A 14,117-nucleotide genomic window follows, 5' to 3' on the forward strand; every position below is an offset into this window, starting at 1 on the left:
TGATTTAATAAATAACTAGACTTGAAGTATAACTATACTATGCAATTGTATTTGCTTATTTTATTGCTCCAAGTCATTAATAGGTTTAGATTGTTTATGTAATGCGTAACTTAAAATAAAATTTTAATTTCTTAGTTGTTTATAGCTGATATTAGATCAACTACGGTGTTTTCTAATAATAGCTTTTACATCAGTAAAGTGATTAGTTTGTAGAAATCCAATTACGCTGACGACTTTTAACTAACAGTAATTTTCCATTATTACGCACCATTAGCATAGATGTTAAAGGTGTAGAATGAATATTATCAATGGTCGTGGCAATTAAATAACCGTGTCGTTCAGATTGACTGGGAGAAGTGGGTAACTGTAAGTTTAGATTTAACCAAATATAATTTGGTATGGAGAAATTATGCAACTGTTCTGGATAAATAGTTAGCATTCTATGCGCTGGATGCAGTGTAATCACCATTATCTCGCCGAGAGAGAATACGTCAGAAGAGCGTAATTCTGCTTGAATAAAAAATTGTCTAATGGTTAAGTCGAATGTGTTTGCAGCAAAGTCCTGGTCGGTGCATTCGCAACTGAATGAGAATGAACTTATCTCAAAGATTTGTTTATTTCCTAAGAAATCTTCCAGAATAATTTCTTGTTGATCGTGAGGGCTTCGGGAGTATTGAAAAAATTTTGGATTTTGCACCAGCCTGTCCTCCACGCATTGATAAGATCGTTCTATTTAAAGTACAAAACCAGTGCCAATTTGGAATAATTGCTAATAATCAATAAGTTGGGTTTGGGCGAAAGCGCTAAGTGTAAAATATTCTGAATAAAAAGCCCGCAAGAAAGCGGGCTTAATCAGATGTATTAATTAGCAGAAAGGGTTATTTGTTTTTCCAGTTCCACTGTTGTCCTTTCCACTCTGACTCATTATTCCAAACACCTACCCATTCACCGTATTTTTCAAAGTGTGTGATAAATAAAGTAGGGTAAGCTAGGTTTTTAATTTTTCCTGCGGATAAGACCCAGCGTTGGTTTAGTTGCTTGGCATCACAGTTACCAATTTTGGCTTGGTTTTTACCACTATACCAAGAAGGCATTTGTAAACATTTTTCTGGTGCTGTGGATGGATGAACTAACCCGTTGTTGTCAATAAGCCATTTTGCACTGTTTGAGCTACAAGAAGGCGCATTAACAATATCGCTACTTGAACTTAGACATGCATCTTGAGCATTAGCAAGTACCTTGTAGTCACTACCTGGGTTTGGATTGGGGTTAGGATTGGGATTTGGGTTAGGGTTTGGATTAGGATTGCTTGAATCATCAGGCTTATCACCACCATCTGCTACATTACAGTTATTACCTAAACCAACAACTTTAAAGGCAGCTTTTACATCGCCAACTGACCAGTTTTTATCTTTTGCGGCCCGCATAACATCACATGAACCCTGTTCAAAATTAGTGTTCGATTTCCAATACATTTTGTTGGCAATTAAAAAGATTTCAAAGGCATGTTTAATGTTCCAGCCATCTGTTGTCGCCAAGTTATAAAAAGCACGGTTATATACACCTGAGGAGTTGTGTACATCCATTCCTTCACGATAGTCTTTTGCATGATCAATGGAGCCTCGATGATCACTTGGCTTTTTGAAGTTACGAATGCCGCGTTTGTTTTTGGTTGCTTGAGCACCAATGATCCAGTCTACTTTTTTAAAGTTGTAGTATTCTGCTGTTTCTCCTGCCATGTCAGAGAATGCTTCATTAATGCCTCCAGATTGGCTTCGATAGGCGAGATTTGAGTTATTTGATGTGACGCCATGGCTTACTTCGTGAGCTGCGATATCAAGTGTTGTCAGTGGGTAAAATACACTGCCACCATCACCAAATGTCATGGCACGGCCATCCCAGAAGGCATTGTCATAATTACGTCCGTAATGAGCGCGCATGGTTAATTTAAAGGGTAGTGGTTTGGTTTGATACCAATCTTGGTACATGCGGAACACGATATGTCCAAAGTGATGAGCGTCATTTAGTGGGGAGTAACCACCATTTGATTCTCGTGCTGTATTTTCAGGGCAGTTGAATTGATGAACACGACCTCCACTTTGTCTATTACCCATATCCTGGGTTTCGACATACTCTGTACTCATACGGCACTGGCTATCTACTTCTAGATTCGGGTAGTCAGTACCATACTGGTATTTACCCGTATTTGGGTTGCCCCCTGGACCCGTTGCTTTCTGAAAGTTCAAGCCTTCCCATTGCTCAATAACTTCTCCAGTATGTGCATCAATGATGTAAAAAGGGCGTGTTGGACCTTCTGAATTATGGGTGAAATATGAGATTTCATAAACTAAGCGGGGTTGATCTGGGTTTTCTGCATACACATACAGTTGGCTGTTATGATGCTCAACTTGAGTATTGCTTTGGCTGAAACCTTTGGCATTGAGTGCAATTTGCAACGCATCTTCACTTGATAAGCTAGGTGACGTATTTAGGTTATCGTTCGAAAGACCTTGGACAATGAAACCACTTAAGTCACTATAAATCTCCTGCTTATTTTTTGCTGCAACAAAAGACTGACCATAAACAGGTACACCTTGATATAACTGCTGGTACTTAGTTTTTGTAGCCCCATTAGCCAGCTTCATACTGGCAACAGGCTTGATGTCTTTTTCAGATCTAAGACTTAAAACTTCATGAAGGGGGGCTATTGTTCGAAATGCCTGAAATTCGGTTTCTTGTTCCAGATTGACAATTTGTGCGGCTAACGCTGTTAGTGGAAATGCAGCAAGTGAGCTGATAGCGCCAGCACACAACATAATTTTAAGGCTATTTCGGCTCATGTTTACTCCTCAGGTGTTTACCATCTATGCCAACAGATGAGGTTTACTAACGGTTTTTGTGTGTTTTAGTTCTACTTAAGTTGGTAACGTCTATTACCCTTTTACGTCGACTTATAACCGTTTAAATAAAGTAAATTGCCCGGCAGTACCGGCATAGTCATTTGGCATAACTGACAAACGCATTGAAACTTTTACTGAAAATTAACGTTATAAAAATTGTTTTCTTCTTTTCCATTTTCAACACGCTTGGTTCTAAATGAAGGTAAGCGAGTTGAATGGGGGACAAGCATATTTGAGTTTTAATAATGACAAAAAATAAGACAGGAGATATTTACCTCGTCACATAATGGGTTAAGCTGGCGAGTAATGTGGATATTTTTGACACCTGTGGTCTTTATGATTTTTGGTTATTCACGGTCTAAGAGTGATGTAAAACAGTTGATGTAAACGAGATGATTAGATGTAGAAGAGGGACACAATGCTGATTGACTTTTCAACCCTAACACCAAATCAAACTTATCAGTGGATGACACAGAGTATTGTACCAAGGCCTATTGCGTGGGTACTTTCTGTGAGTGAGTCGGGAGGTTACAACCTGGCTCCTTTTTCTTATTTTAATGCGATTTGTAGTGATCCACCGCTTGTCATGTTATCTGTAGGTAAAAAACCTGATGGTGAACATAAAGATACCAGTACGAATTTACTGGCTCGCAAAAAGTTTGTGATTCACATTGCTAACAGTCATTTGGCACAACTGGTTACCGCCTCTTCAAAAACCCTTCCAGCAGAAACTTCTGAAGTTGATGAGTTAGGGTTGGAGCTTGTAGCGTTTGAGGGCTTCGATATTCCTAGATTAGCGTGTTGTGACATAGCAATGGCGTGCAGCTTTTATCAGGTGCATGAGCTGGGTCAAAATCAACAAAGAGTGATCTATGCAGAGGTTCATCAGCTTTTTGTCAGTGATGAAGTCATGTCAAAAGATGCAAAGGGGCGTAGTAAGATTGATGCGCTTCGAGTTGACCCTTTAGCTCGTTTAGGGAGTAGTGAGTATGCTGTTATGGGTAAAGTGATCAGTATTCCAAGACCAAAGTAAGCTTTTCTTGCTTAATTCGTTTCAAAGCAGAGTAACTACAAAAGCAAACTGTAGCCAGCAAAAGCTGATTAAGCCTTTTTAACTTATAGCAAAATCATCATAGAGAGAATGATAAAAGGTGCTTTCCTCGCTAAATATCTAGTTATTTTTCTACGGTTTCCTTTTATAATTAGCGGATTTTGCAGCAAGCACTGGTTTGGCCTTATTAGTGTGTAAAGTGTTGGCATGACACGCTGAAGATTGCGAAGGGTCCATGTGCTATATAGTTCTTGCTAGCAGTTAATGTTGCTAAAGATCGAGGTTAGAGATTGTGGATTTTCCGACACGCTATGATGTGATTGTAGTGGGTGGTGGTCATGCAGGTACTGAAGCTGCATTGGCTGCGGCACGCATGGGCGTTAAAACATTACTGTTAACACACAATATTGAGACACTGGGACAAATGTCCTGTAATCCCGCCATTGGGGGCATTGGGAAAAGTCACCTGGTAAAAGAAGTGGATGCCCTGGGTGGAGCAATGGCTCAAGCAACCGATCGGGCAGGGATTCAATTTCGTATTCTTAACTCCCGAAAAGGGCCAGCTGTTCGGGCTACACGTGCACAAGCCGATCGTATTCTTTATAAAGCTGCCATTAGACATATGCTGGAAAACCAGCCCAACCTTGATATTTTCCAACAAGCGGTTGATGACCTTATTGTTCATCAAGAGAAAGTGGAAGGTGTGATTACCCAGATGGGGCTGAAGTTTTATGCGCCTAGCGTGGTCATTACAGCGGGTACCTTTTTAGGTGGCGTTATTCACATTGGTCTGGAAAACCATTCTGGTGGTAGAGCTGGTGATCAACCCTCCATTGCTTTGGCAAAGCGTTTAAGGGCATTACCTTTCCGCGTAGAGCGTCTGAAAACAGGGACACCCCCTCGTATTGATGCACGTTCAGTTGATTTTTCTGTCATGACGCCACAGCCTGGTGATACGCCATTGCCAGTCATGTCATTTTTGGGCAACGTCACTGACCATCCACAGCAAGTTAACTGCTTTATTGCGCATACAAATGAGCAAACCCATGAAATTATTCGGAGCGGGTTGGATCGTTCACCGATGTATACCGGTGTCATCGAAGGGATTGGGCCACGTTATTGTCCTTCAATCGAAGATAAAATTATGCGTTTTGCGGATAAGTCTTCTCATCAGGTATTTGTTGAGCCTGAAGGACTGACCACCCATGAACTTTACCCGAATGGTATTTCTACCAGCTTGCCCTTTGATGTGCAGCTTGCTTTAGTTCGTTCAATCAAAGGCTTTGAAAATGCACATATTACCCGCCCTGGCTACGCCATCGAGTATGACTTCTTTGATCCAAGAGATTTGCAGAGCTCTTTAGAAACCAAGTTTATCCAAGGGTTGTTCTTTGCTGGGCAGATCAACGGCACTACAGGTTATGAAGAAGCGGCTGCTCAAGGGCTTTTAGCGGGGTTGAATGCGGCACGCAGAGCTCAAGAAAAAGAAGCATGGTGTCCACGTCGAGATGAGGCTTATATTGGGGTGCTTGTGGATGACCTAATCACTCATGGAACCCGTGAGCCCTATCGAATGTTTACGAGTCGAGCTGAATATCGACTCATTTTACGAGAAGATAATGCTGATTTACGGTTAACAGAAAAAGGGCGTGAGCTAGGACTCGTGGATGACCATCGTTGGGAAGTTTTTTCTGCTAAGCAAGAAGCTATTGCAAAAGAGCAGGAACGATTAAAAACTTCGTGGGTACAACCAGGTTCTGTTGTCGCTGAGCAGCTTAATAAAATCATTACCAGTCCGATCACTCATGAGTACAATTTGCTTGAGCTGTTGCGTCGGCCTGAAGTGAGTTATGAGCAAATTGCTGGTCTTGTAGGTGAGCCTGTATCCAGTGACGGCCAGGTTGCAGAGCAAGTTGAAATTCAAGTTAAGTATGAAGGTTATATCGCTCGCCAGGAAAACGAAATAACTAAATTGCGTCGTCATGAAGAGACGCGTTTACCTGCTGACTTGGATTATGACAATATTTCTGGTCTATCAAATGAAATAAAGCAAAAGCTGATTACACATAAGCCTGAAACGCTTGGGCAGGCATCACGTATATCAGGTGTTACGCCTGCAGCTGTTTCTTTACTGATTGTGCATCTAAAGAAGCGCTCATTGCTGAACGAGAAGTCAGCTTAATCACTATATCTATCCTTCATTTGACTTTTACGAGAGGTTAAGGCTGTTATCAATATTTTGGTAACAGTCTTGGTTTTACTTTTAACCTTCTCAGTTTTAAGTTGCTGTATTATGTAAAACCCATTTAATGATAAGTAATATGAGTATGGTGGAATCACAACGTTTACTCCTGGTCAATGGTATAAAACAGATGGGCTTGACGCTGGCGACGGATCAAATTGATGCGTTGATGACGTACTTGGGGTTACTCGTCAAATGGAATCAGGCTTACAACCTCACAGCAATTCGTGACCCCAACACCATGGTTAAGCGACACTTGTTGGATAGCCTAAGTGTTACACCGTATATCGATAAAGATCACATTCTTGATGTAGGAACTGGCCCAGGTTTACCAGGTATACCGCTAGCGCTTTTTTTTCCTGAAAAGCAGTTCACATTATTGGATAGCAATGGTAAAAAAACCCGTTTTTTAACCCAGGCAAAAATTCAGTTAGAATTGGATAACGTTATAGTTGTGCAGTCTAGAGCAGAAGAGTTTGAGGTGGAGCAGACATTTGACATAATTGTGTCACGGGCTTTTGCCTCACTATGTGATATGTTACAAAATACACATCATTTATGTGCCGATGAGGGTTGTTTTTTAGCGATGAAAGGACTCTACCCGGAGGCAGAAATAGCACAACTTGATTCTAAAATGGCAGAACAAATTGAAGCTTATCAATTGTCTGTCCCTGGGTGTGATGCGCAGCGTCACCTCATTAAAATAAGCAATAAACCTATTTAATTAAGTCAGCTGAGGGACATCCAAGGTGGCGAAAATACTTGCAGTGACCAACCAAAAGGGCGGGGTGGGTAAGACAACCACTTGCGTCAATCTGGCTGCATCTTTAGTAGCCACCAAACGCCGTGTACTTCTCGTTGATCTTGACCCCCAGGGAAATGCAACCATGGGCAGTGGGGTTAATAAACAAACACTGTCGGCATCTGTTTATGATGTGTTAACAGGGCAAAAAGAAGTGGTGGATGCACTGGTAAAAAGTGAATCTGGTGGATTTGACTTATTACCCGCGAATGGTGATTTGACTGCTGCTGAAGTACAACTGTTGGAGCTTCCGAATAAAGAAAAGCGACTCAGCTATGCATTGGCAAAGGCTGCGTCTAAATACGACTATATCATTATTGACTGTCCTCCATCATTGAATATGTTAACCGTCAATGCCCTGGCTGCGGCTAATGGTGTTATTATTCCTATGCAGTGTGAGTATTATGCGTTGGAAGGGCTAACCGCTTTACTTGATACGATTCAACGAATTAGTCGTGTTTTAAATGCCAATCTAAAAATAGAAGGCTTGTTACGTACTATGTATGACCCGCGTACAAGTTTGGCAAATGAAGTATCATCACAGCTGGTTAATCATTTTGGTGATAAAGTTTATCGCACAGTAATACCTCGTAATATTCGCTTGGCGGAAGCGCCTAGTTTTGGTATGCCCGCACTGGCGTATGACAAAGCATCTCGTGGGGCGGTTGCTTATCTTGCCTTGGCTGGGGAAATGCTTCGACGCCAGGAAACACCGCTTAAACAAGAGTCTGCATAAGTATTCTAACCCTTGGACAAAGTTGATTATTTCCTATGGCAGCTAAAAAGCGTGGTTTGGGCCGAGGCCTAGATGCTCTGCTGGGAGGTTCATCTTATAACGAGCCTGATCAAAGTAGCGAGCAACAAGAAAAAGAGCTTATGCATCTTCCTGTTGAATTTATTCAGCGGGGGCGTTACCAGCCTCGGCGGGATATGCACCCTGATGCCTTAGAGGAACTGGCAAGTTCTATTAAAGCCCAGGGGGTGATGCAACCTATTGTTGTAAGGCCAATGGGTACTGATCAATATGAGATTATTGCTGGGGAGCGGCGCTGGCGTGCGAGCCAGTTAGCGGGTTTAGATACCATACCTGCAGTGGTACGTGAAGTGCCAGATGAAGCGGCTATTGCGATGGCGCTGATTGAAAATATTCAGCGTGAGGACTTAAATCCCATTGAAGAAGCCATTGCTTTACAGCGTCTGCAGCAAGAGTTTGGATTGACTCAGCAGCAGGTGGCTGATGCCGTTGGTAAATCTCGTGTTGCCATCACAAACTTGCTTCGTTTGATGACGTTAAGTGATGACATCAAAACGATGTTGGAGCATGGTGATCTGGATATGGGCCATGCTAAAGCGCTTTTAGGCTTACCCAAGTCTACTCAAACAGAAACAGCAAAAAGTGTTGTTGCAAAAGGACTTTCTGTCAGACAAACTGAATCTTTAGTGCGTCATATTCAGGCAGATAAAAAAGTAAAAGACAATAAAAGTACGCCTATTGATCCTGATATTAAAAAGTTGGAAGATGATTTAGGTGAGAAGTTGGGTGCACCTGTTGTCATCCAACATACAGCTAAAGGAAAAGGAAAGCTCATCATCAAATACAACAGTCTTGATGAATTAGATGGTGTATTAGATCACATTAAATAAGATAGCTTTTTCAGCAGGTTATCTGCGAAGTTTTGTGTATTTGACTAATGAGCCTGGTTCATTAAGCTGCATGAGTGTTGAACACTCGAGCCATTCCCAATATACTTCAAGCCCCAAAAATTAACTGAAAATGTTTTGAGGTCTCGAGGGGGCCTTTTGTAAGCTCGAGGGGGCCTTGTTGGACAGTTGTAGGCGAGTAGCACACGTCAGTTGGTTGGTGGTGTTGTTTGTTATAGTAGCAAAGGCTTTTGCTACATGATTGCACCCCACTTAAAAAAGCCGCCCATATACCGTGTAATAATTATACAACTCTTAATTACGGTATTGGCCGCATTGGTTTTATGGCTGCATAGTACAGTTGTCGCCTATTCGGCATTGCTGGGTGGGTTAGCTTCTTTGTTGCCTAATGCCTATTTGGTTAGCAATGCGTTTGCATACTCAGGTGCTCGTGCTGCACAAAAAATAGCCAGATCGTTTTACAAAGGTGAAGCTGGAAAACTTATTTTGACCGCAATAATTTTTGCGTTGGTTTTTATTTTCGTAAAACCACTTAATGTCTTCGCCTTGTTTGGGATCTTTATTGTTGTTCAGATGGTGAACTGGTTTACTGCCTGGATAATAAAGTTTTAGCTTATTGGATTACTGCGAGAGCATACCATGGCGACTGAAAACCAAACATCTGCTGAGTATATTCAGCACCATTTACAGAATTTAACATTTGGCCAGCTGCCAGAAGGGTTTGAGCGGGTTGATCATCATGGTAAGGTGGTTGAGACGTTAACCGACTCGGCATGGACGATTGCGCATAATGCTGCAGAAGCCAAAGCAATGGGCTTTTGGGCATTTCATTTAGATACACTTGGTTGGTCGATCTTTCTGGGGGTAGTATTTTTATACCTGTTCAGAAAAGCAGCTATTTATGCAACAAGTGGCGTACCAGGTGCTTTGCAAAACTTTGTCGAGTTGATGGTAGAGTTTGTAGACACCAACGTTAAAGATACCTTCCATGGTCGGAATGCGTTGATTGCTCCCCTTGCGCTGACTATTTTTGTCTGGGTCTTTTTAATGAACCTCATGGACCTGGTACCTGTCGATTGGTTGCCTCTCATTGCGACAAATATTGGCATTCCATATATGAAGGTAGTACCTACCACGGACCCTAATGCCACAATAGCAATGGCGTTGGCTGTGTTTGGGTTAATTATTTACTACAGCATTAAGGTTAAAGGTGTAGGTGGCTTTGTTAGCGAGTTAACGCTGCATCCTTTCAACCACTGGTCTCTGATTCCTTTTAATTTCTTACTAGAGTTCGTTGGGTTGCTGGCTAAGCCTGTTTCTCTGGCTTTACGTCTATTTGGGAACCTGTACGCTGGTGAGCTGATATTTATTCTTATAGCGCTGATACCTGTTTGGTGGGCGCAGTGGTTCCTTTCAGTACCATGGGCAATTTTCCATATTTTGATCATTGTACTGCAGGCGTTTATTTTCATGATGCTGACTATTGTGTACTTAAGTATGGCTCATGAAGACCATTAATCTATCGGTTTTTGTCATCACTTTTCTTTAACTAAAGACGACGACTGTCGGGAGGAAATAAATGGAAACTGTAGTTGGTTTAACAGCGATCGCAGTAGCTCTTTTAATCGGAATGGGTGCTTTAGGTACTGCGATTGGTTTTGGATTGTTGGGTGGTAAATTCCTTGAAGGTGCTGCTCGTCAACCTGAAATGGTACCAATGCTACAAATTAAAATGTTCATCGTAGCGGGTCTATTGGACGCGGTTACTATGATCGGTGTGGGTATTGCGTTGTTCTTCACTTTCGCTAACCCCTTCCTTGATTTGGTTGGTAAGTAGGTCATTTATGCAAATAACGGCTAGTGCCAGTCGTTTGTGCATTAGTTGTCCTATAAAAATACAGCGAGAGGTGTTGGCATGAATCTCAATGCGACCCTTATAGGACAGTCACTGGCCTTCGCGATTTTCGTTATCTTCTGTATGAAGTATGTATGGCCTCCAGTCATGCAAGCACTGAAGCAGAGACAAAAGAAAATTGCTGATGGTTTAGAGGCTGCGGATCGCGCGAAGCGTGATTTAGAGCTGGCTCAAGATAAAGCTGGCAAGCAATTACGTGAAGCAAAACAACAAGCTGCTGATATTATCGAGCAGGCTAATAAACGTTCATCTCAGATTATTGAAGAAGCTAAAGAGCAAGCAAGAACTGAAGGTGAGCGGATAAAGGTTGCAGCTCAGGCAGAAATCGAGCAAGAAGTTAACCGCGCACGTGAAGCACTTCGTGCTCAGGTAGCAACTTTAGCGATTGCCGGGGCAGAAAAAATTCTTGGTGAAGCGGTTGATGAGAAAGCGCAAAGCAAACTCGTAAACCAGCTTGCCGCTGAGCTATAACAGGGGTTAGCCAAATGGAACTGACCACCTTAGCTCGACCCTATGCAAAAGCAGCGTTTGAGTTTGCAGTGGCTAAAAAAAGCCTGTCAAAATGGTCAGCAATGTTAAATCTGGGTGCTGCAATTTCCGTGCAGCCAAAGGTACAACAGTTGCTGTCCTCTCCTGATGTAAATGGAGAGACCCGGGCAGCCGTTTTTTTAGATGTGTGTGGTGATGAAATTGATAGCCACGGAGCAAACTTCATTCACGCTCTAGCAAGCAATAAACGTTTAACCTTGCTGCCATACATCGCTGGCCTGTTTGAGCAGTTAAAGGCTGAAGAAGAGAAGAAAGTTGACGTACAAGTAACTTCAGCTTTTGAACTGACAGCTGAACAGCAGGATAAACTGGCAAAATCACTCAGCTCGCGTTTCGGTCGTGAAATTAATGTTGAGAATAAGGTTGATAAGAGCCTGTTAGGTGGTCTTATCATCAAAGCTGGCGATCTGGTAATTGATGGCAGTATCCGTGCCAAGCTTGATCAATTGGCCGACGCGATGAGATCCTGAGTTAAAGGGGCATAGCATGCAGCAACTGAATCCATCTGAAATCAGCGATATTATCAAGCAGCGAATAGAAAAGCTTGATATCGCAAGTGAAGCCCGTAATGAGGGCACGATCGTCAGCGTATCTGATGGTATTGTTCGTATCCATGGACTGGCTGACGTAATGTACGGAGAAATGATTGAGTTTTCCGGCGGCGTATTCGGTATGGCGCTGAACCTGGAACGTGACTCAGTCGGTGCCGTTGTTCTAGGTGATTACAAAGGTTTGGCTGAAGGTCAAACAGCAAAATGTACGGGTCGTATTCTGGAAGTACCTGTTGGTGAAAAGCTTTTAGGCCGTGTAGTTGACGCATTGGGTAATCCTATTGATGGCAAAGGGCCTATTGATGCTGAACTGACTGCACCTGTTGAAAAAGTAGCACCTGGGGTAATTGCACGTAAGTCAGTTGATCAGCCAGTACAAACGGGTTTGAAAGCAATTGACTCCATGATTCCAATCGGTCGTGGTCAGCGGGAGTTGATCATCGGTGACCGCCAGGTAGGTAAATCTGCAGTAGCGATTGATACCATTATCAACCAGAAAGGTACTGGTATTAAATGTATCTACGTAGCGATTGGTCAGAAGCAGTCTTCTATTGCTAACGTTGTACGTAAGCTTGAAGAACATGGTGCCATGGAGCATACCATTGTGGTTGCAGCAGGTGCTGCTGATCCTGCACCGATGCAGTTCCTGGCACCCTTTGCGGGCTGTTCAATGGGTGAGTACTTCCGTGACCGTGGTCAAGATGCATTAATCATCTATGATGATTTGACCAAACAGGCATGGGCTTACCGTCAAATTTCCTTGCTATTACGTCGCCCACCTGGCCGTGAGGCTTATCCTGGGGACGTATTTTATCTACATTCTCGCTTGTTAGAGCGTGCCGCCCGGGTAAATGCTGACTATGTAGAAGCGTTTACCAATGGTGAAGTTAAAGGCAAAACGGGTTCTCTGACTGCATTGCCAATCATAGAGACTCAGGCAGGTGACGTTTCTGCATTCGTACCTACAAACGTAATTTCGATTACGGATGGTCAGATTTTCTTGGAAACGAACTTGTTTAACTCTGGCATACGTCCTGCGATTAACCCTGGTATTTCAGTATCTCGGGTAGGTGGTGCTGCGCAGACGAAAATTATGAAAAAACTGTCAGGTGGTATCCGTACTGCTTTAGCTCAGTATCGTGAACTGGCTGCTTTCTCACAGTTTGCTTCAGATTTGGATGAAGCAACACGTAAGCAGTTGGAGCATGGCCAGCGCGTAACTGAATTGATGAAACAGAAACAATACTCGCCGCTGAGTGTGGCTGAAATGTCCGTCAGTATTTACGCAGCAGATAAAGGGTACCTGGAAGACGTTGAGCTGAAGAAGATCGTTGACTTTGAAGCTGCATTAATTTCATTCATGAACAGCCAATACGCTGAGCTGATGAGTAAGATTAATGAGTCTGGCAGCTACAACGACGAAATTGAAGCAGGTATCAAACAAGGTATTGAGAAGTTTAAAGCAACTCAAACCTGGTAAGTAAGGTATCAGTCAGGGACTTAGGTCATTGACTGATCCGCTGCTGCATTACTGGCATCAGTAATGTTTTCAACCTGAAAGGGTGCTACATGGCAGTCGGAAAAGAAATTCGCACACAGATTGCGACTATTAAAAACACACAAAAGATCACCAGTGCTATGCAGTTGGTGGCGGCGAGTAAAATGCGTAAGGCGCAGGATCGTATGCAGCACAGCCGTCCTTATGCGGAGCGCATTCGTGAGGTGGTTGGTCACATTGCCAACTCAACCCCTGAGTATCGCCACACCTACATGACCGAAAGAGAGGTCAAGCGGGTTGGTTTTATCGTCGTGTCGTCTGATCGCGGTCTGTGCGGCGGCTTGAACATTAACCTGTTCAAGAAAACCATTACTGAAATGAAACAGTGGGCTGACAAAGGTGCAGAGATCGATCTTTGCCTCGTTGGCAGCAAAGCTGGTGCCTTCTTCCGCCACTATGGTGGTAATGCGGTAGCAGCTATCAATGGTTTGGGTGATGAGCCTTCCATTGCTGACCTGATTGGTGGCGTTAAGGTAATGCTTGATGCCTATGAAGAAGGTCGAATTGATCGCCTGTATCTGGTGTTCAACCGTTTTGTGAATACTATGACGCAAGAGTCTAACAGTGAGCAGTTGCTCCCCTTGCAAGCCAGTGATGACAAAACATTGAAACATCACTGGGACTACTTATATGAACCTGATGCCAAACAGTTACTTGATGGCTTACTGGTTCGTTATGTTGAGTCTCAGGTTTATCAGGCCGTTGTTGAGAACAATGCCTGTGAACAGGCTGCCCGAATGGTTGCAATGAAGAGTGCAACGGATAATGCGGGTAATCTGATTGATGAGCTACAGCTGGTTTATAACAAGGCCCGTCAGTCAGCAATCACTCAGGAAATTTCAGAAATCGTTGGCGGCGCTGCCGCTGTTTAATGGTTTGAACAGGTT

General features: G+C 43.0%; 14 protein-coding genes. 12 read left to right on the forward strand and 2 right to left on the reverse strand.

Features of this window, described 5'->3' with window-relative positions; all coding sequences use genetic code 11:
• Positions 1-202 precede the first annotated feature (202 nt).
• Together ACQ96U_RS17495 and ACQ96U_RS17500 are read right to left on the reverse strand one after the other, a co-directional pair.
• Complete coding sequence (locus tag ACQ96U_RS17495; RefSeq protein WP_431722554.1) at positions 203-697, reverse strand: hypothetical protein; 495 nt, start codon at positions 695-697, stop codon at positions 203-205.
• A gap of 181 nt (positions 698-878) precedes the next feature.
• Positions 879-2,840 carry a M4 family metallopeptidase gene (locus ACQ96U_RS17500; protein WP_431722555.1) on the reverse strand — a complete coding sequence of 654 codons (1,962 nt, stop codon included), beginning with the start codon at positions 2,838-2,840 and terminating at the stop codon, positions 879-881.
• A 478-nt stretch (positions 2,841-3,318) separates the two neighbouring features.
• Between ACQ96U_RS17500 and ACQ96U_RS17505 the strand changes: the two genes are divergently transcribed.
• The 12 genes from ACQ96U_RS17505 (at position 3,319) to atpG (ending at position 14,102) form a co-directional block, all read left to right on the forward strand.
• The gene (locus tag ACQ96U_RS17505; protein ID WP_431722556.1) at positions 3,319-3,933 is read left to right on the forward strand and encodes a flavin reductase family protein; all 615 of its coding nucleotides are present in this window, start codon (positions 3,319-3,321) and stop codon (positions 3,931-3,933) included.
• Positions 3,934-4,243: 310 nt separating this feature from the next.
• Positions 4,244-6,133, forward strand: a complete 1,890-nt coding sequence (gene mnmG / locus ACQ96U_RS17510; protein ID WP_431722557.1) for a tRNA uridine-5-carboxymethylaminomethyl(34) synthesis enzyme MnmG — start codon at positions 4,244-4,246, stop codon at positions 6,131-6,133.
• Positions 6,134-6,272: 139 nt separating this feature from the next.
• On the forward strand, positions 6,273-6,917 hold the full coding sequence (rsmG, locus tag ACQ96U_RS17515; protein WP_431722558.1) for a 16S rRNA (guanine(527)-N(7))-methyltransferase RsmG: 645 nt from the start codon (positions 6,273-6,275) through the stop codon (positions 6,915-6,917).
• Positions 6,918-6,942: 25 nt separating this feature from the next.
• Positions 6,943-7,731: a ParA family protein gene (locus ACQ96U_RS17520; RefSeq protein ID WP_431722559.1), complete on the forward strand. Its 789-nt coding sequence runs from the start codon at positions 6,943-6,945 to the stop codon at positions 7,729-7,731.
• Between the two features lie 35 nt (positions 7,732-7,766).
• Positions 7,767-8,639: a ParB/RepB/Spo0J family partition protein gene (locus ACQ96U_RS17525; RefSeq protein ID WP_431722560.1), complete on the forward strand. Its 873-nt coding sequence runs from the start codon at positions 7,767-7,769 to the stop codon at positions 8,637-8,639.
• Between the two features lie 255 nt (positions 8,640-8,894).
• Positions 8,895-9,269: a F0F1 ATP synthase subunit I gene (locus ACQ96U_RS17530; protein WP_431722561.1), complete on the forward strand. Its 375-nt coding sequence runs from the start codon at positions 8,895-8,897 to the stop codon at positions 9,267-9,269.
• 27 nt (positions 9,270-9,296) lie between these two features.
• Positions 9,297-10,175: a F0F1 ATP synthase subunit A gene (atpB, locus tag ACQ96U_RS17535; protein ID WP_431722562.1), complete on the forward strand. Its 879-nt coding sequence runs from the start codon at positions 9,297-9,299 to the stop codon at positions 10,173-10,175.
• A gap of 61 nt (positions 10,176-10,236) precedes the next feature.
• Positions 10,237-10,494: a F0F1 ATP synthase subunit C gene (atpE, locus tag ACQ96U_RS17540; RefSeq protein ID WP_431722563.1), complete on the forward strand. Its 258-nt coding sequence runs from the start codon at positions 10,237-10,239 to the stop codon at positions 10,492-10,494.
• A 78-nt stretch (positions 10,495-10,572) separates the two neighbouring features.
• Positions 10,573-11,043 carry a F0F1 ATP synthase subunit B gene (locus tag ACQ96U_RS17545; protein ID WP_431722564.1) on the forward strand — a complete coding sequence of 157 codons (471 nt, stop codon included), beginning with the start codon at positions 10,573-10,575 and terminating at the stop codon, positions 11,041-11,043.
• A 14-nt stretch (positions 11,044-11,057) separates the two neighbouring features.
• Positions 11,058-11,591 (forward strand): F0F1 ATP synthase subunit delta, encoded by a 534-nt coding sequence (locus ACQ96U_RS17550; RefSeq protein WP_215821859.1) that lies wholly within the window; start codon positions 11,058-11,060, stop codon positions 11,589-11,591.
• Positions 11,592-11,607: 16 nt separating this feature from the next.
• On the forward strand, positions 11,608-13,152 hold the full coding sequence (atpA, locus tag ACQ96U_RS17555; RefSeq protein ID WP_431722565.1) for a F0F1 ATP synthase subunit alpha: 1,545 nt from the start codon (positions 11,608-11,610) through the stop codon (positions 13,150-13,152).
• 89 nt (positions 13,153-13,241) lie between these two features.
• Positions 13,242-14,102, forward strand: coding sequence for a F0F1 ATP synthase subunit gamma (atpG, locus tag ACQ96U_RS17560; RefSeq protein WP_431722566.1), 861 nt, complete (start codon positions 13,242-13,244; stop codon positions 14,100-14,102).
• Positions 14,103-14,117 lie beyond the last annotated feature (15 nt).

The organism is Zooshikella sp. RANM57 (genome assembly GCF_050749885.1).
GTDB lineage: Bacteria > Pseudomonadota > Gammaproteobacteria > Pseudomonadales > Zooshikellaceae > Zooshikella.

Excerpts from the sequence above, each read along its gene's own strand:
- ACQ96U_RS17500 (WP_431722555.1), bottom strand. The coding sequence starts at position 2,840 with ATGAGCCGAAATAGCCTTAAAATTATGTTGTGTGCTGGCGCTATCAGC.
- ACQ96U_RS17505 (WP_431722556.1), top strand. The coding sequence starts at position 3,319 with ATGCTGATTGACTTTTCAACCCTAACACCAAATCAAACTTATCAGTGG.
- rsmG (WP_431722558.1), top strand. The coding sequence starts at position 6,273 with ATGAGTATGGTGGAATCACAACGTTTACTCCTGGTCAATGGTATAAAA.
- ACQ96U_RS17525 (WP_431722560.1), top strand. The coding sequence starts at position 7,767 with ATGGCAGCTAAAAAGCGTGGTTTGGGCCGAGGCCTAGATGCTCTGCTG.
- ACQ96U_RS17530 (WP_431722561.1), top strand. The coding sequence starts at position 8,895 with ATGATTGCACCCCACTTAAAAAAGCCGCCCATATACCGTGTAATAATT.
- atpB (WP_431722562.1), top strand. The coding sequence starts at position 9,297 with ATGGCGACTGAAAACCAAACATCTGCTGAGTATATTCAGCACCATTTA.
- atpE (WP_431722563.1), top strand. The coding sequence starts at position 10,237 with ATGGAAACTGTAGTTGGTTTAACAGCGATCGCAGTAGCTCTTTTAATC.
- ACQ96U_RS17545 (WP_431722564.1), top strand. The coding sequence starts at position 10,573 with ATGAATCTCAATGCGACCCTTATAGGACAGTCACTGGCCTTCGCGATT.
- ACQ96U_RS17550 (WP_215821859.1), top strand. The coding sequence starts at position 11,058 with ATGGAACTGACCACCTTAGCTCGACCCTATGCAAAAGCAGCGTTTGAG.
- atpA (WP_431722565.1), top strand. The coding sequence starts at position 11,608 with ATGCAGCAACTGAATCCATCTGAAATCAGCGATATTATCAAGCAGCGA.
- atpG (WP_431722566.1), top strand. The coding sequence starts at position 13,242 with ATGGCAGTCGGAAAAGAAATTCGCACACAGATTGCGACTATTAAAAAC.